Source organism: Streptomyces sp. CG4 (assembly GCF_041080655.1).
Lineage (GTDB): Bacteria > Actinomycetota > Actinomycetes > Streptomycetales > Streptomycetaceae > Streptomyces.
Map to the genome: position 1 here is coordinate 226,800 of NZ_CP163526.1, position 20,081 is coordinate 246,880.

The following is a 20,081-nucleotide window of genomic DNA, read 5'->3' on the forward strand; positions in this document are numbered from 1 at the left end:
CGGCCGGTGCGCTGTCCCGGTCAGTCGGCGGCCCCGACCGGCGCCTGCCAGTTCACGGCCAGCATCGTGATGTCGTCGGACTGCTCGGCCTGGCCGACGAACCCGCTGAGCGCGCCGTCCATGTGGTCAAGGAGCTCCTCGCCGCGCACCGCGGCCTCGGTCAGCTGCTGGAGGAGCAGTTCCTCGCCGAAGAAGAGCCCCGTCTCCGAGCGGGCCTCGGTGACCCCGTCGGTGTAGATGAAGAGCGTGTCCCCGGGGCTGATCTGCGCGTACCCCAGCGAGAAGGTGCAGTTCGGCATGACGCCCACGGCCGGTCCCGTCGGCCGGAGCAGTACGGGTTCGCCGCCGCTTCCGCTGACGAGGACCGGTGGATTGTGCCCTCCGTTGATGTAGACGAGGTTGCCGGTGACCGGGTCCAGGACGCCGAAGAACATCGTGGCGAAGTAGCCCTGCTTGATGTGGTTGCGGGTCAGGTAGCTGTTCGTGCCGACGACCGCGTTCAGCAGCGGGGTGGCGCCCACGACCGGAATGGCCCGCGTGTGCTCGGCCCCGCCCATCTCCTCCCCCATGAGATCCGCCGCGATGAGGTTCTGCAGGCCGCTCTGCTCCGCGGTGTGTCGCAGCAGGGAGCGGATGAGCGCCATGAACAGGGCAGCGCCGACTCCCTTGTCGCACACGTCGGCCACGACGAGGGCCAGCCGTCGCCGGTTGACCAGTTCGAAGACGTCGTAGAAGTCCCCGGCGACGGTCCGCGCGGGCCTGAAGCGCACCCGTATGTTCCAGCCGTCGGGACTGGGCAGCGAGTCCGGCAGGAATCCCAGCTGGATCTCGCGGCCTATCTCCAACTCCCGTTCATAGCTGAGCAGTTCGGCGTGTGCGGCGACCTCCTCCAGGTTCCGGTTGAGCTCCGCGTGCTGATGGCAGTCACGCAACCGCGCCTCGACCAGAACGGGGTGGAACGGCGGGAGCAGGTAGTCCGATCCCGCGCGCACATGGCCGTCGAGGAGATGCAGATCATCCTCCGCGTACGCCACCACGGTGGGTTGCTGTCCCTCGTCGGCCAGTCTCCGGGCCACCGATCTGACGGTGTGTGGAGACAGCGTCGCGCTGGCGAGCAGAGCGGTCACCGGCGGCATCCGGCCGGGCGACGCCGCCAGAACGTCGCCCGGGGTACGGATGTACGCCTCGGCGCCCACGGCGTCCAGCGCCTTGGACAACCCCTGCGGGACCTCCCGCCGCTCGTCCAGTATCAGCACTCTCGTCTGCGCCATCTCCGCCTCGTCTAGTCCGCTGTCGGCCGGCGCATCACGAGGGTGCTCACATTGCGCCCCGCGACGAGCTCGTACTCGAAGGTGTCCACGGCTGTGAACGCCAGGAAGACCCCCAGGCCGCCGATCTGCCGCTGCGCGAGCGGCACGTCGAGCGCGGGCTGCTGCATGCCCTGCCTCGGGTCGAAGGCCGGCGCGTCGTCCTGGAAGCGAACCCAGACGTCGCCCGGGTCGATCCCGCCGTCCACGGTGATCTCGCCCGGCTCACCGCGGTAGCCGTGCAGGACGATGTTCGTGGCCAGCTCGTCGGCGGCGAGGCGCAGCCGGTACAGCGAAGTCTCCGGAAGGCGGGCCTTCTTGCCCAGGCGCAGGACGAAGGCGGTCACCGGTTCGAGCGATTCGATCGTCGCGGGAACACTGAGTGCGTCCGTCCTGCCGCACTCGGGTACCTGTGCGACGCCCGCTGCCCTTCCGGCCCCCGTGGCCTCGAAGTCGAACGTCATCTCGGTTCGTCCCTTCAGGCGTCCACGAGCTCGATGCTGTGGTCGAATCCGGCGAGCCGGATGGTCTGTGCCACCGGGTCGGTCGCCCCCACGATGGCGATGCGCACCTCGTCGCCCATCTTCTGGCGGGCGAAGACCAGGGAGCGCAGCCCCGCGCTGGAGAGGTAGCCGAGCTGCTCGGCATGGATGACCAGTTCGACGGCTCCGGCCCCGGCCGCCCGGCCGACGGTGTCGTGGAACTCGCCTGCGGTCGAGGCGTCCAGCTCACCCTTGAGTTCGATGGTGGCGACCTTGTCGTTGATCTTCAGCCTCACGTCGAAAGCCACGATGGTTCTCCTTCGGGGTCAAGCGGTCGTCTGCTGAGCCGCGCGTCCCACGAGGACGACCGCGGAGTGGGCGCCCAGATGGAAACGCCCGGGGTGCTGGAGCTCCGGCTCGGCGCCGAGGGGATGAACGGCGGTGGCCGTGTCGGCGAAGAGGTGCCAGCGTTGCCCTTCCGGCAGGGCGGGCAGCTCCAGGTCGTGCGCCTCCCAGTGCGCGTTCACGGCGATGTACACGTGGTCGTCGGCCACGCTGCCGCCCTTGGCGTGCCTGCCGCACCGCATCATCGCGAGGACCCGGCCGTGGTCGGCCCAGTCCGGTGCCCAGGCGCGGACGCCGTGCCAGCTGATGTCGGGATAGCCGCTGCCGACCCGGTCCGTGCCGCTCGGATGGTCGCTGGAGCGCAGGACGGGGTGTGCGTGCCGGAAGGCGATCAGCGCTTGCGTGAAGTGCAGAAGCCCGGCGTTGGCCTCGACGAGTCCCCAGTCGAACCAGGACAGTTCGTTGTCCTGGCAGTAGGTGTTGTTGTTGCCGAGCTGGGTGCGGCCGACCTCGTCGCCGGCCAGGATCATCGGAATGCCCTGGCTCGTCAGCAGGATGGTCAGCAGGTTCTTCATCTGCCGCATCCTCAGCTCGCGCACGTGCGGGGAGGCGCTGGGACCCTCCTCTCCGCAGTTCCAGCTGTTGTTGTCATTGGCGCCGTCGTTGTTGTCCTCGCCGTTGGCCTCGTTGTGCTTGTCGTTGTACGAGACGAGGTCGGCCAGGGTGAATCCGTCGTGGGCCGTGATGAAGTTGACCGACGCGGACGAGGTCCGGCCCTGGTACAGGTCGGGCGAGCCGGCCATCCGGGTCGCCAGCTCACCGACCAGTCCCGGCTCCCCCTTGACGAAGCGTCGGACCGTGTCGCGGTACTTGCCGTTCCACTCCGACCAGCGGCCGTAGTTGGGGAAGTTGCCCACCTGGTAGAGCCCCGCCGCGTCCCATGCCTCGGCGATCAGCTTCGTGTGCCGCAGGATCGGGTCGTGCGCGAGCTGTTCGAGCAGCGGCGGGTTGGGCAGCGGAGTACCGTCCGGAGCCCGGTCGAGGATGGCCGCGAGGTCGAAGCGGAATCCGTCGATGTGATACTCGGCAACCCAGTGACGCAGACAGGACAGCACGAAGTCCCGCACCACGGGGTGGTTGCAGTTGACGGTGTTCCCGGTGCCGCTGAAGTTGTAGTACTCGCCGCGGGGCGTGAGCATGTAGTAGGTGGCGTTGTCGAGTCCGCGGAACGAGATGGTCGGACCCTGTTCGTTGCCCTCGGCCGTGTGGTTGAAGACCACGTCGAGCACCACTTCGATGCCGGCCCTGTGCAGCTCCTTGACCAGCGACTTGAACTCGTCGGCCTGCATGCCGAAGGGGCCGGTGGCCGCGTATCCGGCCTTGGGGGCGAAGAACGAGACGGTGTTGTAGCCCCAGTAGTTGTACAGCCGTTCACCGGTGGCCGGATCGGTGCGCGGATTGTCCAGCTCGTCGAACTCGAACACCGGCAGCAGTTCGAGGCAGTTGACGCCCAGCTCCCGCAGATACGGAATCTTCTCCCGCATTCCGGCGTAGGTGCCCGGCGCCGACACCTTCGAGGAGGGGTGCCGGGTGAAGCCGCGCACGTGTGTCTCGTAGATGACGAGGTCCTCGGCGGGAATCCGCAGGGGGCGGTCGCCGTCCCAGTCGAAGTCGTCGTTCAGCACCTGCGCGCGGTAGTGGTAGACGTTGTCCCAGTCCGGCTCCCGGCCCCACACCTCCCGCCCCGAGATCAGCCGCGCGTAGGGGTCGCTGAGCACCTTGCCGGCGTCGAAGCGATCGCCGTGCTCGGGGGCGTACGGGCCGGCCGCGCGGAAGCCGTACTCCAGATTCTCCGCGTCGAGCCCGAAGACCGTCATGGCGTACACACTGCCGATGCGGAACTCCAGCGGGAACTCCAGTTCGGCACTGGGCCGAGTGCCTCCCCGTTCGAACAGCACCAGACTCATCGTGGTCGCGCCGTCGGAGTAGACCGAGAAGTTGACGCCCCCGGGCACCGGGGTGGCGCCGTACGGGAAGGGGCGTCCCGCCCTGACCCGGTACGGTCCGATCCGGTGCGTCGGGAAGGCGTCGATGCGCTCGCGCATGTCCGGGGTGCTCATCGACCCGCGCGTTCCAGCTCGGCGTCCAGGTCCTCGGCGATCCTGAAGAAGTCCAGGAATCCGGTGGCGGACATGACGAACGAGACCTCCTCGGAGAGACCGACCAGCGTGATCTCGGCCTTCAGCTGCTGGGCGTGGCGGTGCACGATGAGCAGGGTGCGCAGGCCGGCGCTGGAGATGTAGGAGACTCCGGTGAGGTCGATCAGGACCACGGAGCTGGGTCCGATGAGCGGCAGCAACTGTGACTGCAGCCCGCCGGACGTGGTGGAGTTGATCTCGCCCTCCAGGGCGACGACGGTGGCCTCGGCGAGCACCTGTGAGCTGACCTTGACGCTCATCCCCTCACCTCCGTACGTGAGTTGGGCTGGAGGCGGACCTTGACCTTGATCCGTCCCGAGGTCTCGGGCAGCCGGACGGTCAGGGCCTGCGCGTTGAAGTCGGTGTGCTCCTCGCCGTCGACCTCGACGGACGCGATGTACACCGTCCCGGCCGGCAGCAGGTCGGGGGCGACCCTCAGGACGCGGTCCTCGAACAGGGCGGGGTCGGGCTTGAACCAGAAGTCCATCGGCTTGCCGTGGACGAGCAGGTTGTTGTACACGGCCGCCAGGTAGCACAGCTCGGCCGAGTGGTACATGGACATGGAGTGGCTGCCCTTGAGGCGCTCCACTCCGAGGAGATAGGGCAGGCCGCTGGCCAGGGTGTTGAAGTAGACGGCGCCCTCGTCGTGGTCGAGGAAGAACGCGTTGTAGAACGACTGGGCGTCGCGTGCCTCGGAGCGGAAGTCCAGCCGCCCGGTGACACCGTGGAGGATCAGGTAGGCGAGGATCGCCTGCTCCTGCTGCCACCATGCCTTACGGTCGTGCCAGGTGAAGCGGAACCTCTCCTCGCCGTCCACCTTGACGCGTTCCAGGACGTCGTACCAGCCCCCGCGCTGGCGGTCGCTGCCGACCTCGGGCATGGTCTCGCCGAGGGAGACGGCCGTGTGCAGATAGACGTCCTTGGGGCGCAGCGCATGCATGCGCATCAGGTTCCAGGCGATCTTCAGGTTGTGCCCGACGACCGCGCGGTTCTGCTGCCACCCGTGGGTGGTGTCGTGCGCCCAGTCCTTGTGGAATCGTTCCTGCACGAACGGGCTGCTCTTGAGGTCGGGGAAGCGCTCGACGATCGTGTCGAAGGTGTACTCCAGCATGTCGGCGTACTTCTGCTCGCCGGTCGCCAGGTACAGGTTGATCAGGTACGCGGGCGCGTGGTCGCCGACCGAATTCCAGTTCTTGCGCGCCTGGTTGGGGCCGAGCGAGGCGTGGTGGGGGCTGAGCAGGATCGGGTCGATGTGCGAGAAGTAGCCGCCCTCCTCGGGGTCGAGGTAGAAGCGGTCGAAGAGCCGGAGGGTGGCGTCCGCGTCCTCCTTGATCCGCGGGTCGCCCGTGACCCGGTAGGTCTGCACGGGGCCGGCCAGCGCGTAGATCTGCTCGTAGGCGGGAAGCGCGTCGTAGTCGTCGGAGAACTCGGACGTGAACAGCTTCGTCTCGACATCGCCGTCGACCTTGAGCCCGTGGTACCAGTACACGACGTTCTCGTCGGTGTCGACGAACCGCATGTGCTCACGCAGGTACTCGGTGCCGCGCTCGGCGACCTCCAGGTACTCGTCCTCGCCCGTGAGCAGAAAGGCGGAGGCCATGCCGTAGACGAGCCGCGAGATGGTGTCCGTCTCCTGGACGTGGCTGGCGGTCTTGTCACCGCCGAGCCTGATCTCCGTACGGTAGGCGCGGAAGTCGATGGGGCCGTCGCCGAACTGGGCCTTGCGGTAGAAGCCGGCGATCTCCCTGATCTGGCGGACCCACCAGCCGGCTTCCTCGAAGCGGAAGTCCTCGGGGTCGCGTCCCACGAAGATGAGCCGCTTGGCTTCGAAGCGCAGCGCTCCGGCGTGGGGATAGAAGATGCCGTAGGCGAGGACGAAGGCGCCCTCCGTGAGCAGCTCGTCCACGTGAGCGGTGGCGTCCTGGTAGGGCTCGCCCAGGTTGTGCAGCAGCTCTGCGCTGGGGCCGCCGTCGAGGCCGACGTCGAAGAACCGGCCGTCGGCGGTGACCAGGGAGAAGCTGCGCGCCCGGCTGTCGAACCCGGTCACCTGTCCCGCGATGGTGTCCGAGAACGTGAAGTCGACGTTCCTTGATGTCTCTGACATGGCTGTCACACCCCTCGCAGCACGAGTTCGTCGATGATGGTCCTGGCGAACAGATGGCAGTGGTCACCGGTACGGGCGGTCACCAGGTCACCGTCGACGACGACGTCCTGGTCGACATAGTTGGCGCCCATGTTCCGTACGTCGCCGAGCAGGTTGTTGTGGCAGACCACCTTGCGTCCGCGCACGACGTACGGGATCGACGAGGCCAGCCACATGCCGTGGCAGATGATGCCCTTGACCACTCCCGACCGGGCGAAGGCCCGACGCAGCAGGTCCGCCGCGGGCGCGAGCTGTTCGACGTCCTCGGTGTAACGCAGCCGGTCGGCGACCATACCGGAGGGCACGATCAGCGCGCTGTACTCGCGCAGCCGGCTCTCGTCCAGGTCCTCCAGGCTGCGGGTCACCGTCAGCGGCGCCCGGTGCTCATGACCGGTGAAGGTGATCGACCTGTTGCCCCACAGCCGGGTGACGAAGTCGACCCGGGCGCCCTCCTCCGCGAACCGGCGCTGGTAGTAGGCGATTTCAGGCTCGTAGAAGTCGCTCTCCGCCAGGATCGCGATCTTCCGTCCGTTGAGCACTCCGTCACGGGACGGTACGTCAGCCACGGTCTCCCCCTTCGGTGGTCCGCAGGTCGATGAGGAACGGCTTGTCGTCCGCGAGCATCCGCTTGACCGCGTCGCCCACCTGCGCGTGGTCGTCGACCCGCAGGGAGTCGACCCCGAACCCCCCGGCTATCTGTGCGAAGCCCAGGTCGGGATGGGAGAGGTCGAACGGCGTCGGGTACGCGTGCGGCGCGACGTCCCGCTCCCGCCAGTACTGCTCGATGTTGTGGTCGAGCAGCTTGTAGCTGCGGTTGTTGCAGATGACGAACTTGGCGCCGATGCCGTGCCGTACGGCCGTGTAGAGCGCCTGGAATGTGTACATGGAGCCGCCGTCGCCGGTGAAGCCGATGACGGTCTTGTCCGGGTGGGCCAGCTTGATCCCCAGCGCGCCGGGTATGCCGACACCGAGCGAACCGCCGCGCGTCGAGAACCAGTGGCCCGGCCGGCGGCCGGGCAGATGGGCGCCCAGCGCACCGGAGGCGGTCAGCGCCTCGTCGAAGATCATCACGTCGTCCGGGACCTGCGCGGCCAGTTCGCGCAGGAAGGCGTGGAGCAGTGAGCCGTCGTCCGCCGGCTCGGCGGGCCGTGCCGCACGACGTGCCTGGAGCCGTTCGTACGCCGCCATCCGGTCCGATTCGGGCAGCTTGCGGACCAGTTGCGCGGAGAGCGCGCGCAGCGTCTCCTTCGGATCGGCGACCAGCCCGAGGGTGACAGGGTGGTTCTTGGCTATCTCGTAGTCGTCGAGATCGACGTGGACGATGCGGGCGTCCGCGCGAAAGGGGTCTCCGGTGTCGGGGAAGACCTCGGGGAACGTGTACGTGCCGACGATCAGCACCACGTCCGCGTCCTTGACCGCGGCAGTGCTGACCGCGCCGAACATGTGGCCGAGGTCCCCGCGGTAGAGCGGGTGGGTGACGTCCAGGTTCACCTCGGAGTAGTTGACGCCGTAGATGTCGGCGCCCAGTTGTTCGGCCACGCGTACCAGTTCCTCCTGGGCGCCCGATGCCGAGACGCCGTCGCCCGCGAGGACGAGCGGCCTCTCGGCACCGGTCAGCAGCCGCGCCGCCTGCTCCACGAGCGAGCCGGCCGGTGCGCTCCTGGTGCTGGGCGCGGACGTCGGCACGATCTGCTCGGTGTTGGGAGCGTCGAGGACATCGAGAGGAAGTGCCACGAAGACCGGGCCCATCGGGGGCGTCATCGCGATCTTCATCGCGCGCCGCAGCACCCGCAGCACCGAGCGCGGGTCGGTGACCCGGGTCGCGTACTTGGTCACGGGCTTCGCCATGGCGACCAGATCGGCAGCCATCTGGGCGTCCATGGACTCGTAGCGGACCCCGGCCTCGCCGGCGATCGTCAGGATCGGCGAGTGACCGCGCTTGGCCTGATAGAGCATGCCGATGGCATTGCCCAGACCGACGCCGCTGTGCAGCTGCAGGAGCGCGGGCCGGCCCGTGGCGCGGGCGTAGCCGTCCGCGATTCCGACCGCGACGGTCTCCTGCAGGGTCAGGATGTACTGAAGGTCGTCATAGTCCTCCAGTGCGTCCAGAAATCCCTGCTCGACGGTTCCTGGATTGCCGAACATGAAGGGGATTCCATCGACGATGAACTGCTCGATGATCGCCGCATTTCCCTGCCTGGCCATGTCTGCCTTCTCTCGATTTCTCAATCGCTGCCGCTCGTCACCAGCCGAAGCGGCGCAGGCCGTCCTCGAGCACTTCGACGACCTTTTCTCCGGTCAGATAGGAATCAGGCGTCGAACGCCCGGTGATGAACGGGTAGTCCACGATCACCGAGGTCTCTTTGCCGAAGTTCCCGATGTAGCGGCCCTCGGGGCCCGTGGCGTCGCGCAGGATGTATTCCAGCGGGTACGGCGGCGGGCCGATCACGAAGTCGGTACCGAGGAACCCGGTCCCGTCCTTGTAGTCGTACTCCTTGCAGTGGCCCGTGACGTGCTTGCCCCAGATGATCGACTTGCGGTCCTCCCAGTCACGCGCGAAGGCCAGCGGAGCGACGCCGTAGCACTCGGCCGCGATCGGCTTGTCGGCGCGCAGGAAGGACAGGATGATCTGGTGCACCCGCTCGTTGTTGGCGAGGTCGACGACCGGTCCCGAACCGCCGACGATGAGCAGCGCGTCGTAGTCGTCGAGCTCCTGCGCCACGAGGTCGACCGCCCGGTGGTAGGCCTCCAGCTCGCGCAGGTAGTCGTCGTCCGCCGTGTAGGGGCGCTCCGGAATCCAGCTGGAGATGTCGATCGGGTCGTCCAGCCGCTCGGAGGCGTCGACGTCGCGGGTGAGCTTCGCGACGTTCTCGGAGGTGACCGAGCGGCCGAGCGGCGGGTCGATGTACCCGGGGTCCATCGACGGCGGCAGCGCGTGCGCACGCTTGCCGGTCGGGGTGGCGAACACCACCTCGTAGCCCCGCTGGTCGAAGTGGTGCAGAGGCCCGACGAGCTCCTCGCCCCAGTAGCCGTACTCCGACAGAATCACGAGGATCTTCTTGGCGTTCTTCCTGGGCACGCCGGCTCCTTCGGTAATCGGTTCGGGGTGGGTGGCCGGGCGCCGCGACGGAAGGGGGCGGCGCCTCAGCCACCGGATCAGGGGGATCAGCGGGCCTGCGGGCCGATGATCCAGTTCTCCTTCGCCGCGAGGGAGAAGACGTACTTCCCGTCGACGATCTCGTCGCGCGCCGCCTTCACCTCCTCGGTGAAGTAGGGCGAACGCAGCGCTTCCTCAAGGGCGTTCACGTCGTCGAACCACAGCTGCTCGACGCTGTCGAAGGCTGCTTCGCCGAAGACGTAGGCGCCGTCCACGGTGTGGGCGTGCAGGTATCGCCGCAGCCCCGGGGTGCCCTTGACGACCGAGGCGTACGAGTCGAGGGTCTGCTTGCGGTAGTCGGCGAGGGCGAGACCCGGGCGCCTCTTCTGCAGCACGGTGAGCTTGACCCACTCCTGTCCTCTGGCCGGCGGGGGGCCGGGAACGATCTCGTGCGCGGTGGTGTCCACGACGATGGTCTGCCAGAACGCGGCCCAGTTGGGTTCGTCGAGGCGGGCGCCCTGGAGGAACTCCTCGGTCTGCAGCGAGGCCAGTTGCTCCTCACCATTGGCAAGGAAGATCTCGGCGATGCCCTGGTGGGGCAGCGCCGGCTCACCGAGGTTTCCCTTGATGTCCACAACCGTATCGACCATGTACTTGCGGATCTGTGGAATCTTCGCCGCGTACCGCACCGCGTGGACATTTACCCAGTAGTCCTGGAATTCCGCTACGGACATGCCAGGCTTGGGCGCCGCCAGAATGAACTGGTGGATCATCGGATTCTCCTTTGGACGGGCCCATTCAGCATGGCCAGCAGTCATCGAGAGGGGCAAAGAAAGAAAACCGACTTCCTGAACTTTCACTCCGCGGGCAGAGAAAAGGAGTCGACCGCGCAGGCAGTGCCCCCGAGTCAGCCCGCGGAGCGGTTCCCGTGCGCGAGCCGGCGCACCGCGGCGAGCGGGATGGGCAGCCACTCGGGCCGGTTGCGGGCCTCGTAGAGCACCTCGTACACGGCTTTGTCGGCCTCGAACGCCCGCAGGAGCACCGGGCTCGTACGCGGGTCCCGGCCGCCCGCAGCGGTGTAACCGGCGCAGAAGGCGCGCCTGTTGTGGACGGCCCAGGCCGAGGCCCTGCGCGTCAGGCGGGTGCCACGCGGATCGCCGGAGGTCCGTTCTGCGGGCGGGGCACCGAGAATCCGGCCGAGCGCATGATGCGCCGCGTAGTCGAAGGACCGCAGCATGGCGGCGACATCGCGGACCGCGGGCTGCGGATGGCGCCGTTCCGCCAGGGGATGGCCGGGCTCGCCCTCGAAGTCGATCAGGACCCATCCGTCCGCGGCCCTCAGGACCTGTCCGAGGTGGAGGTCGCCGTGGACGCGCTGGACCGGCAGCGGGTTGCCCCGCCGCACCGTCTCGCGCAGGTCCTGGTACGCCGTGCGCAGCCCGCGCACGTAGGGAGTGATGTCGGGCACCTCGGCGAGGGCGTGGTCGAGCCGGGTCATGAGGGCGTCCGTCAGCTCCGCGGTCTCCGGCGGGCTCAGCGTGCGGGCCTCCAGCTGCTGTGCGAGCGCCAGGTGCACCTGCGCCGTGGCCTGCCCCAGCGCGAACGACTCGGCCGAGAAACCGCCCGGCGGCGCCACGGAGTCGCACGCACCACGGACACAGGCCTCCGCCTCCGCGGTGGCGATGCTCCAGCCGTCCCCACGCGAGGGCACGAACTCCTGGAGGATGCACAAGGTGGCCGGCTCGGCCCCGAACGGGCCGACCGTCTCCGCCCAGGCCAGCGGCGCCGCGCTCGGCACGTCGCCCGCCCGCTCCAGTGCGGCCAGCATCTCCAGCTCGGGATTGGCCCCCGGCACGATTCGGCGCAGCACCTTCAGCATCATCCGGTCGCCGAAGGCCACCGAGGTGTTGGACTGCTCCGCGGTGAGCGGTCTGGCCCGCAGCCCCTCCGGGATCCGCGCGCCGGGAAACCTGTGGAATGCGAGCGCTCCGCTCGGCTCGGCCGCGACGAAACGGTCGAGCAGTCGCGACAGCGGTTCCGGGTCGGATCCCGCCTCGTAGAGCGTCAGGTGCCGCCCGTCCCGCGTACGGCTGGTGCCGATGACGGTGTCGGCGGGCACGCCCGTGCCGGCCTCGGCGGGAGCGGCCGTCGCCCCGATGAGGAGCTGGTAGCACTCGCCGTCGCCGGACCGGAACACCGTCTGCACCAGCGCGGGGTCGCCCGGTACGACGGCCTCCGCCAGGAGGGGCCGGACCTCGGGGGCGGCATGGCCCTTGCCCGCGTACCAGCGTTGCCGGGGCAGCCAGGCCGGCAGAAGCCGGCACAGCGCGTCGATGATCCGGTCCAGGTCCTCGGCGGGCGGCCCACCGGACCGCCACGGCGTCACTGCGCGCCGAGCGGTCTCGGTCATGCGGCGCTCACCTTCGTCTCCCGTGCCAGTGCGAGCGAAGCCCGGCCCGTGGGCGGGAACAGGCTCTGCGCGCGGGGCGACGAGAGCGCCGTGACGGCATGCGCCAGGGACACCATCGTCATGTGGTGGTGCCAGCCGCGGTACGACCGGCCCTCGAAGTCGCGGATGCCGAGGCCGTCGCTCACCTGCGCCAGGTCGCGCTCCACGCGCCGCGAGAGCATGGCCGTGCGGTACACGGTGCCGAGCTGCGACTGCGTGAGGTTGGAGAGCCAGAACTCGGTCGGGGAACGTCGGCCGGGGGCCGCCCAGGCACCCAGCAGGACGAGGTCCAGCCGCTCCGGCTGCCCGGCGGTGGAGACGTTGCGCAGGGCGACGCGGGCAGCGCCCACCGAGGTGGCCCGCACGGCTTTGGCCATGGGGTCGAACCACTCCACCGGCATGCGGTGCTTGTGCAGCGCGGAGAGCAGCCCGGCCGGGCCCACCCACTCCCCTGCCCTGTCGGCGGGCTCCCCCGGCGCGGGCTTCGGCTCGGGCGGCACCGGGGCGATGGACGACGCGTCGACCTGGACGACGAACGGGATCTGGCGAGCCGCCAGGTCGGCGCAGACCCGATGAGGTGCCGTCTGCCGCAGATCCATCACCACCGGCCGGCCGTTCAGCCCCCAGCCCCGCGACATCTTGCTCACCGAGTCGACGGCGCACTGCTCCGGCGGGCACGATCCGACATGGGTGGGGATGGAAGCGCGGCGGCGCATGTCCTCCTGGTCCGTCCAGCACTCGGGCAGTGCCAGTTGCCAGTCCACGGGGCAGCTGCCCCGGTCCGAGGCGAACCAGACGCTCGTCGTCTGCTGGCAGTTGACGACCCGTCCGATCTGGGAGACCCACTGCCGCTCCACGCCGACCGAGTGCTGCCCCACCTTGGTGATCACGAGGGGCTGCACCACCCAGGCCCGGGGCTGCATCCGCTCGGTGAGCAACCCTGCCAGGTCGCGGCGCACCGCGTCGGCGTCCCACGGCGACTTGCTGATGAATTGGTACAGGCTCTGCTCGGCCCCACTGCCCGCGCCATTGGCGAGAGCACGCATGGTCTTCTTTCCCGGGACCGCGAGCAGCCCGCGCGCATACAGCTCTCCCCAACGGCGCTGGTCACTTCGCGGAATGGAACGCAGCGCAGAGAGAACCTCAGTGAATGCGTTCTGTGAAACGCCGTCGGGAAGCGTCTGCTGGTCTTCTGCGGACACCGTTCAACCCTCTCCATCAAAAAGGTGTGCCACATCCCGGTGAGCCGAGATCCGTGCTGCGAGAACCGAGCCCCGCCGAATCCGGGCAGGCCTCACAGCCGCGTGCCGGGTATCGGCAGGCGACGGCACGGCATTCGGTGGCAGCCAAAGCCGAGAAGCGTGGTGCTGGACACGGGGCCGAGGGGCGATGCGCAGCGCCTCGTACCGGCCCCGTGTCCTTGCCCGCCGGCGACGGGGGAATGAACCGGCAGGTCTGCAGCGGGGCGAGCCGATCGCCGGCTCCGCCTCGCCGATCAGGGGGCGCTCGGGCGCCCGTCAGTGAACGGGCACCTGATACGCGGGGATCCGGTCGGGAATCAGCCGGTCGAACAGCGGGCCCCAGTCGGTGGGCGCTTGTCCGGGCTCGTTGTAGAGCTCGAAGGTCCGCCCGCCCGCGGCCGGCAGCCGCAAGGACTGGACGCAGGCCTCCGCGACCGACTTCCTCGACACCCAGCCGTCGCCCCGGTCCTGCTGTTCCAGGCGCACCCGGGCGCCCGCGACGTCGTCGTCCGTCAGCCAGCTGGGGCGTACGACGGTGTAGGGCAGCCCTGAGGCGCGCACCTCGTCCTCGCCCCGCAGCCGCCAGTCGAGCAGCCGTCCGTAGGCGTTCATCGGGTGCTCGCGCCGCGTCACGAAGATCTGGCTGATCAGCACCACCTGCGGGCGCTGTCCGCCGTCGGCGGCCGCGGCCAGCACATTGCGCACCCCGTCGTAGACCGTGCTCTCGGGGCTCTGCGGACCCGAGTCGGCGATGCCCGGCTCGACGGCGAACACGATGCCGGAGCATCCGCGCAGGGCGGGACCCAGTGCGTCCGCGTACCGCACGTCGGCGGGGTGTGTCTCCACTCCGAGCGGCAGCACTGCGCGCTGCGGATCACGGCTGATCACTCGTACTCGGTGGCCTTCGTCGAGCAGCCGGCGTGTGATGATCACGCCTGTCCGGCCGGCCCCTCCGATGACTGCAATGGGGCTTTGCATGGTCCCCTCCAGGAATGAGCGCCGTCACACCCAGCGCAGGATGTCGTCAGCGTGCCTGAGCTCGGTCTGTGCAGGTACGCCGGCCAGCGCCGGAACCCGCAGTCGGGGGTACACGGTGACCCCGCAGAATCGCGATCCCGGCCAGAGCACCGCTCCGTCGCCGATGGCGGAGAACTGCTCGAGCCGCAGTGGCCTGACGCGCTCCGAGAGCGCCTGGGCCATGGGGCCTATGTAGGTGTCGGTGATGTCGGCCCAGGAGCCGACCACCGCTGACTCGCCCACCGCGGACCGGACGAGGGTGGCGTGCTCCCGGATCTCGGCTCCGTCGCCGATGTCCGTGTGCTCCAGGCGCACCCCGGGTCCGATCTCGACATCGCGCCCGATCCGGACGCCCGCGCCGATGACGACCGAGCCCTCCTCGATCTTCTGCGCCAGCGTGGTGCCGGTGACGTCGTCCTTCGTCTGCAGGCTGGTCTCATGGATCCAGCAGCGCGGCCCGGTCCGGTCGGGGGCGGCCATCAGCCGGTTCATCTGTTCGTACGCGCCGTCGAGCACGAGCTGGACCGTCTGGAGGTAGTCGGGCACGTTGCCCATGTCGCCCAGCCGCCCGATGGTGTGGGTGGCGACCGGCACCCCTCGTTCGACGAGGTGGGGCAGGAGGTCGCCGCCCCAGTCCAGGCGCTGGTGGGACTGCCGGAAGAGCTCCGGCTCGCGGGCGAGCATCCGCAGGCGGCCGCAGTCCACCAGGTACATCCCGGCGTTGGTCGCCAGGGTCGCGGTGGGATCATCGATCGTCCGGGGGAAAAGCGAGTGCAGTTCACCGGCCCCGGGCTTCTCCACGAAGCCCTGGACCAGGCCGCGTTCGTCGGTCCGCATGACGCCGTACTTGCCGGCGATCTCCGCCGCGGTGCGGGCCACGGACGCGACCGTGACCACCGCGGCCTCGGCGCGATGTGTCGCCTCCATGGCCGCCAGATCGAAGTCGAACAGCGAGTCGACGGGCAGGACCAGCGCACGGCCCTGCAGGTCCCACTGCTCCAGGTTGTGCAGCGTGGCGCCCGCCGAGCCCACGTTGTACCGGTCGAACCGGGAGCGCGAGTAGGTGATGTCGACCCCGTAGCGCTCACCGTGGCCCAGCAGAAGCTTGATCTGATTGCGGTTCTCCAGGCCGTGGGTCACGACGTAGAACCGACGCACGCCCTGCTCTCGGCAGGCGTCCGTCATCCACTCGACCAGACGTCGGCCGGCGAATGGAATGAGCGCCTTGCTCCGAATGTAGTCCGAGGACTTGAGAGTGATCGGCTTGGCCCTCTCGCCTCTGCCACCGGCCAGAAGGATGCCGACTGTTTCCTCGTCACGTTCCACGCCCACTGCACCCCCGTGAATGTGAATTATGTGTCGTCGTCCGAATCCCGCCGCGCCTGGCCGGTCTACACCGGAACGACGCACCAATTCTCGTCGTCGGATTCCGCCGGCGGCACGGCCACCCCATGGGGCAATATGACCGAAACCTGCTTCCGTCGCATTTTCATCCCCTCCGTTGGACGGAAAAGGCACCGCGCCCTTCCGCCTCAAAAAGCATGGCGCGTAAAAGGCTGGAAAGCATGAGTCGGTAGGCTCGGGATCGCGCATTGCGGGAACCAGCAAGGGGGAAAAGTGTGCAGAAATTCGGACATAAGTCCACGATCCAATGTCGTACCTCTGTGCGAGCGCGGGCTGGATCGCTACCGCCGCGCGCTCGTGGAAGGCCCCACCTCCGACGACGTCCCGGACTGCCTGGTCGAGTTGGGCCTGATGCGGCAACAGGCCGAAACAGGCGCCCGCTGGGTCGCCGTACCGCCCGACATCGCGTCCCACGACCTGACCCGCCCGCTGGAGCGCGCCATCCTCGCGCAGCAGCACACGGTGGCAGGCATCTACGACGCCCTGTCGGCGGCCGAGGACGTGTACCGCGCCCAACAGCGCACCTCGGCCGCCTCCGTACGGCTGCTGCACGGCGCGGACGTCATCTACGCGGCGCTGGAGCGGGCGTCGGATGCCTGCTGCGAAGAGCTTCTGACGGCTCATCCCGGCGGGGCCCGCAACCCTGACGCGCTGGGCAAGACCCTGCCCCGCACACTGCGGCTGAACAGCCGTGGCGTGCGGCAGCGCACGCTCTACCAGCACTCGGTGCGCACACACGGCCCGACGCTCGCCTACATCGAGCGGGTGACGAGCGCCGGCGCCCAGGTGCGCACGCTCGACGAGATCGTCGACCGGGTCATCATCTACGACCGCTCCGTCGCCTTCATTCCGGACCCCCGTTACGACCAGCAGACGACCGCGCTGGCCGTGGAGCACCCGGCTCTCATCCACTACCTCGTCAAGGTCTTCGACCACGCCTGGCAGCGCGCCGAGCCGGTCACCATCTCCCAGGACCACAGCAGGCCCCCGCTGCTGACGGACGAGACCCGCCGGGCCGTGCTGCAGCTCATGGTCGAGGGCCACACGGACGCGGGGATAGGCAAGCGCCTCGGCATCAGCAGCAGGACCGTGTCCCATCACATCAAGAAGGCGTCGGATCTCGTGGGCAGCCGCAGCCGGGCTCACCTCGCCTATCTGCTGGCCAGGTCCGAGCTCCTGGAGTCGCCGCGCGACTGATCCGGGAGCCGCCGCCCGGACCGGCCGCGGTCGGCCGCTCCGGCGTACCCTCATGGCCGCAGCCTTCGAACGGCCGACAGCACCCGGTCGACGTCGGCGGTGAGTTCACCGCTCATCGATGTCTCCTGCACGGCGCAGCCGGGCATCAGCCGGCTCAGCCGCTGCGACACCCCGCCCGGCCCCCGGTGTCCGCCGAGCACCACGAACCGGTCGTAGCGGCGGGCGAGTTCGCCCGCCGCCGCGGCCAGGTGGCTGTCGTCCAGATACACCAGGTGCGCGTGCGCGGGTTCCGCGGACCGCTCCCGGACCGCCAGCGCGAGCCGGGTGCCGTCCTCACCGACGGAGACCATGCAGACCCCCGCGTCCTCATGAAGTCCCAGGTCCTCGCCGAGGTCCCAGACCACTGCGGGGATGTCGCCGTCTCCTGCGCCGGTCCAGTGCGCCGTCAGGTCGACGGGAGCCCCAGAGCCGATGCGGATGTGATACGGCCGCACCGCACGTGCCGCACCGCGCACCACCGCCCTGATCTCCTGCACGCCGCTGGGCACCGCGATCCGCACGCGCGACGTGCGCAGCAGTTCCGCCGAACAGGCCTGGGTGTCCGGCACCACGACCGACGCACCCGCCTCCAGATAGGCGAGTGTCAGCAACGGAGACCGCGCCGCCCCGCTGTCGGTGCCCGGGCCGAGTCCGCACACGAACACTCTGAATCCGGCGGTGACAAGCCCTTCGACCATGCTCACCATGGCGCCCTCGACACTGCCGAGCTGGAAGAACCGGTCCGGGTGAGCCGTCTCGAAAGGGTGCCGGGCACGGGGCGGCAGCGCCTCCACACACACCACCCGACCGTCCTCCGCCCCGATCTTCGCCAGTTCCTCGCGGTAGACGTCCTCCGCCCGGAACGTCGTAGTGCCCACAGTGCGACCCCTTTCGGAGATGGATTCGTGTTGCCGGAGAGCTGACCGTGGTACCCATCACGATCACATAAAAAGTGTTTCTTTTTTGTTTTTGCGCGCCGACTGCGGGCCTACCTTGGCAACTTGCCTAAGTGGGAAGCGATGTGACGGCGGAGAGCCCCCGTCAGGACAGGTTCTCGGACCGGCGGGCCAGGGGCGTCCCACCGTTGTGCGGCGCGTGCTGCACGCAGGGGACGGCGGCGATGCCGGGCAGGATCAGCTGCCAGATCCGCGCGAGCTCGCGGGTCGTGGAGCTGTCCGGGGCTGTGCCGTGGTGGTGCCGGTCGTGGCACAGGACCGTCTCCGCGCCGGTGACCAGGTGGAAGGCCAGGGCGGTCACCGTGTCGGGGTCGACGCCGGCGCGCAGTCCGCGGCCGGCGCCGGCCCGGCGGATCAGGTCGCCGAGCGGTTCGGCCCACAGTGACGCCCAGGCCGGTTCCAGAGCCGGCCGCTCGCGGGACAGCCGCGCGGTGGCGCGCACCGCGGCGTCGGCGGCCAGCAGATCGGTGACGGCCAGTGTCAGTTCGACCGCCGCGCACAGCGGCGGCAGCGCGCCCGACACGACCCGTTCGACGGTGGAGGCGGTGGCAGCGCGGCCCTCGGCACGGATGGCCGCCACAAGGTCGTCCTTGGTCGAGAAGTGGTAGGTCAGGGCGCCCATGGAGATGCCCACCCGCTTGCAGATCTGGGTGAACGAGGCGCCGCCGTAGCCCTGTTCGTCGAAGACCTCGGCGGCCGCACGCAGCAGCGCGCCGCGCGTGCGCAGGGCCCGCTGCTGCTTCACCATGTCAACTCGTCTGCCATAGGAGCGTCTTCTGCGCCAATCATGTGGACCCCGCACGCGGTGGAATCTCCGGACGGCGGTGGGTGTACCGACCAGGTTGTTGCAGGTGGCGGGGGGACGCAACACCGCCCCGCGGAATGGCGCCAGACCGGCTCCGACTTGGCCAAGTCCATGCGCCGCGCCTGTCCGTTCTGAGAGAAAAAAAAGAACCGCTATTATTCTTGGAGCAGCCGAACCACCGCGAACGTCCTCGGGAAGGACTGCATCATGGCCGTGCGCTTCGCGTCCCGTACGTCCCTGCTGGAGGAGACACCCGTGGCGGCGTTCGCCGAGAGGCTCTTCGCGCACCTGCCGCGGGCCGACCAGCGCCGCTGGGCGCAGGCCTACCTGGAGGGTCTGCTCGCCACGCCGGGCAAGAAGTCGGTGCGCCGGCTGGCGGCCGCCGTCTCCGCCTCCCCCACCGCCGGCCAGTCCCTGCACCAGTTCATCAACAGCAGCCCCTGGGACTGGGGACCGGCGCGGCGGGAGCTGGCCCACTGGGCGCAGGAGCGCGAACCGGTGCGGGCCTGGACACTGGGCCGCGCCGTCCTGCCCAAGCGCGGCGACCGCTCGGTCGGTGTCCAGCGCCGCTTCGTGGCCTCCTCCGGCCGCACGCTCAACTGCCAGCTCGCGATGGGCGCGTTCCTGTCCACGCGGACCGTGGCCGTACCGGTGGACTGGCACCTGCTGCTGTCGGAGCGCTGGGCCGCGGACCAGCAGCTGCGCGGGCGAGCGCGCATTCCCGAGTCCGTGCGCCACCGCCCGGTGTGGGAGCACGCCCTCGCCCTGGTGGACAGCATGGTGGAGCGCTCCCGCCATACGGCGGTGCCCGTGGTCGCCGACATGAGCGACTGCCAGGAGGCGGGCTCACTGGTGCGCGCGCTGAGCCGGCATCAGCAGGACTTCGTCGTCGCCGTACCGGGCCGGCTCCCGGTCGACCCCGGCGGGCCGACACCCCCGGGGTCCGCCCGGTCCCTCTCCGCGAGGCCGGCGGCCCAGACCGCCGAAGCGGTGCTGCGCGCGCGCAGCACGCGGCATCCGCACACCGCCACCAGCGCCACCAGCAACACCGCCGACGGCCGGCAGCAGCACGTACGCACCGCCTCCTGCCTGGTTCGCCTTCCCGCGCTCGGCAAGGGCGGGCCCTCGGCACGCCCCGTCCACCGTCTCTTCGCCGAGTGGTCCCCGCAGCGGCAGCAGCCGGGCCGGATCTGGATCACCAACCTGGTCGACCGGCAGATCGAGGAGGTGCGGTCGCTGGCCGCTCTGCACAGGGGCACCGCCGCGACGGTGACCGCCCTGGAGGAGGACTTCGGGCTGTGCGACTTCGAAGGGCGGTCCTTCCCCGGCTGGCATCACCACATGACGCTGGTGTCCGCCGCGTACACCTTCGAACGGTTCAGCGGCTGACGGGACGTCCGT

Annotated in this window: 18 protein-coding genes; 2 read left to right on the forward strand and 16 right to left on the reverse strand. The window is 69.3% G+C overall.

The annotated features are described in order from the left end of the window. Positions 1 to 20: 20 nt before the first annotated feature. The 14 genes from AB5L52_RS46240 to AB5L52_RS46305 all read right to left on the reverse strand — a co-directional run bounded on the left by AB5L52_RS46240 (position 21) and on the right by AB5L52_RS46305 (position 15,611). Entirely contained in the window at positions 21 to 1,271 is a 1,251-nt protein-coding gene (locus tag AB5L52_RS46240) for a SpoIIE family protein phosphatase (RefSeq protein WP_351027670.1), read from the reverse strand. 11 nt (positions 1,272 to 1,282) lie between these two features. Continuing rightward, a complete protein-coding gene (locus AB5L52_RS46245; protein ID WP_351577991.1) occupies positions 1,283 to 1,771 on the reverse strand; it encodes an anti-sigma regulatory factor in 489 nt (162 codons plus the stop codon). 14 nt (positions 1,772 to 1,785) lie between these two features. Continuing rightward, positions 1,786 to 2,097: an STAS domain-containing protein gene (locus AB5L52_RS46250; protein WP_351027673.1), complete on the reverse strand. Its 312-nt coding sequence runs from the start codon at positions 2,095 to 2,097 to the stop codon at positions 1,786 to 1,788. A gap of 18 nt (positions 2,098 to 2,115) precedes the next feature. Next, the gene (gene glgX / locus AB5L52_RS46255) at positions 2,116 to 4,254 is read right to left on the reverse strand and encodes a glycogen debranching protein GlgX (RefSeq protein ID WP_369369183.1); all 2,139 of its coding nucleotides are present in this window, start codon (positions 4,252 to 4,254) and stop codon (positions 2,116 to 2,118) included. After that, positions 4,251 to 4,592: an STAS domain-containing protein gene (locus AB5L52_RS46260; RefSeq protein WP_351027677.1), complete on the reverse strand. Its 342-nt coding sequence runs from the start codon at positions 4,590 to 4,592 to the stop codon at positions 4,251 to 4,253. Before AB5L52_RS46260 ends, glgX begins: the two co-directional genes overlap by 4 nt. Next, positions 4,589 to 6,436, reverse strand: coding sequence for an AGE family epimerase/isomerase (locus AB5L52_RS46265; RefSeq protein WP_369369184.1), 1,848 nt, complete (start codon positions 6,434 to 6,436; stop codon positions 4,589 to 4,591). The genes AB5L52_RS46260 and AB5L52_RS46265 overlap by 4 nt, the downstream gene beginning before the upstream one ends. A 5-nt stretch (positions 6,437 to 6,441) precedes the next feature. Further along, positions 6,442 to 7,041 carry a DJ-1/PfpI family protein gene (locus tag AB5L52_RS46270; RefSeq protein ID WP_351027680.1) on the reverse strand — a complete coding sequence of 200 codons (600 nt, stop codon included), beginning with the start codon at positions 7,039 to 7,041 and terminating at the stop codon, positions 6,442 to 6,444. Next, a complete protein-coding gene (locus AB5L52_RS46275) occupies positions 7,034 to 8,680 on the reverse strand; it encodes a thiamine pyrophosphate-binding protein (protein ID WP_351027681.1) in 1,647 nt (548 codons plus the stop codon). Before AB5L52_RS46275 ends, AB5L52_RS46270 begins: the two co-directional genes overlap by 8 nt. 37 nt (positions 8,681 to 8,717) lie before the next feature. Then, complete coding sequence (locus AB5L52_RS46280) at positions 8,718 to 9,554, reverse strand: type 1 glutamine amidotransferase domain-containing protein (protein ID WP_351027683.1); 837 nt, start codon at positions 9,552 to 9,554, stop codon at positions 8,718 to 8,720. Positions 9,555 to 9,640: 86 nt separating this feature from the next. Next, positions 9,641 to 10,345, reverse strand: a complete 705-nt coding sequence (locus tag AB5L52_RS46285) for an EthD domain-containing protein (RefSeq protein WP_369369185.1) — start codon at positions 10,343 to 10,345, stop codon at positions 9,641 to 9,643. Between the two features lie 134 nt (positions 10,346 to 10,479). Beyond that, positions 10,480 to 11,982, reverse strand: coding sequence for a maltokinase (locus tag AB5L52_RS46290; RefSeq protein WP_351577974.1), 1,503 nt, complete (start codon positions 11,980 to 11,982; stop codon positions 10,480 to 10,482). Continuing rightward, positions 11,979 to 13,223: a transposase gene (locus AB5L52_RS46295; protein WP_351577971.1), complete on the reverse strand. Its 1,245-nt coding sequence runs from the start codon at positions 13,221 to 13,223 to the stop codon at positions 11,979 to 11,981. Before AB5L52_RS46295 ends, AB5L52_RS46290 begins: the two co-directional genes overlap by 4 nt. A 315-nt stretch (positions 13,224 to 13,538) precedes the next feature. Continuing rightward, complete coding sequence (locus AB5L52_RS46300; protein ID WP_351027690.1) at positions 13,539 to 14,240, reverse strand: SDR family oxidoreductase; 702 nt, start codon at positions 14,238 to 14,240, stop codon at positions 13,539 to 13,541. A gap of 24 nt (positions 14,241 to 14,264) precedes the next feature. Further along, positions 14,265 to 15,611, reverse strand: coding sequence for a sugar phosphate nucleotidyltransferase (locus AB5L52_RS46305; protein WP_369369186.1), 1,347 nt, complete (start codon positions 15,609 to 15,611; stop codon positions 14,265 to 14,267). A 369-nt stretch (positions 15,612 to 15,980) separates the two neighbouring features. On the opposite strand from AB5L52_RS46305, the gene AB5L52_RS46310 reads away from it, so the two are divergent. Beyond that, a complete protein-coding gene (locus AB5L52_RS46310; protein ID WP_369369187.1) occupies positions 15,981 to 16,880 on the forward strand; it encodes a LuxR C-terminal-related transcriptional regulator in 900 nt (299 codons plus the stop codon). A 50-nt stretch (positions 16,881 to 16,930) separates the two neighbouring features. Here the strand turns inward: AB5L52_RS46310 and AB5L52_RS46315 are convergent, their stop codons facing one another. Both AB5L52_RS46315 and AB5L52_RS46320 read right to left on the reverse strand, forming a co-directional pair. Then, a complete protein-coding gene (locus AB5L52_RS46315; RefSeq protein ID WP_369369188.1) occupies positions 16,931 to 17,797 on the reverse strand; it encodes a transketolase in 867 nt (288 codons plus the stop codon). A gap of 163 nt (positions 17,798 to 17,960) precedes the next feature. Then, a complete protein-coding gene (locus tag AB5L52_RS46320) occupies positions 17,961 to 18,623 on the reverse strand; it encodes a TetR family transcriptional regulator (protein WP_369369190.1) in 663 nt (220 codons plus the stop codon). A 264-nt stretch (positions 18,624 to 18,887) separates the two neighbouring features. On the opposite strand from AB5L52_RS46320, the gene AB5L52_RS46325 reads away from it, so the two are divergent. Further along, positions 18,888 to 20,069 (forward strand): IS701 family transposase, encoded by a 1,182-nt coding sequence (locus AB5L52_RS46325; RefSeq protein WP_369369191.1) that lies wholly within the window; start codon positions 18,888 to 18,890, stop codon positions 20,067 to 20,069. Positions 20,070 to 20,081 lie beyond the last annotated feature (12 nt).

Bases quoted from the DNA above. Each gene is read 5' to 3' on its own strand.
- AB5L52_RS46275 (WP_351027681.1), bottom strand. From the start codon at position 8,680: ATGGCCAGGCAGGGAAATGCGGCGATCATCGAGCAGTTCATCGTCGAT.
- AB5L52_RS46260 (WP_351027677.1), bottom strand. From the start codon at position 4,592: ATGAGCGTCAAGGTCAGCTCACAGGTGCTCGCCGAGGCCACCGTCGTC.
- AB5L52_RS46325 (WP_369369191.1), top strand. From the start codon at position 18,888: ATGGCCGTGCGCTTCGCGTCCCGTACGTCCCTGCTGGAGGAGACACCC.
- AB5L52_RS46290 (WP_351577974.1), bottom strand. From the start codon at position 11,982: ATGACCGAGACCGCTCGGCGCGCAGTGACGCCGTGGCGGTCCGGTGGG.
- AB5L52_RS46240 (WP_351027670.1), bottom strand. From the start codon at position 1,271: ATGGCGCAGACGAGAGTGCTGATACTGGACGAGCGGCGGGAGGTCCCG.
- AB5L52_RS46265 (WP_369369184.1), bottom strand. From the start codon at position 6,436: ATGTCAGAGACATCAAGGAACGTCGACTTCACGTTCTCGGACACCATC.
- AB5L52_RS46320 (WP_369369190.1), bottom strand. From the start codon at position 18,623: ATGGTGAAGCAGCAGCGGGCCCTGCGCACGCGCGGCGCGCTGCTGCGT.
- AB5L52_RS46245 (WP_351577991.1), bottom strand. From the start codon at position 1,771: ATGACGTTCGACTTCGAGGCCACGGGGGCCGGAAGGGCAGCGGGCGTC.
- glgX (WP_369369183.1), bottom strand. From the start codon at position 4,254: ATGAGCACCCCGGACATGCGCGAGCGCATCGACGCCTTCCCGACGCAC.
- AB5L52_RS46285 (WP_369369185.1), bottom strand. From the start codon at position 10,345: ATGATCCACCAGTTCATTCTGGCGGCGCCCAAGCCTGGCATGTCCGTA.
- AB5L52_RS46300 (WP_351027690.1), bottom strand. From the start codon at position 14,240: ATGCAAAGCCCCATTGCAGTCATCGGAGGGGCCGGCCGGACAGGCGTG.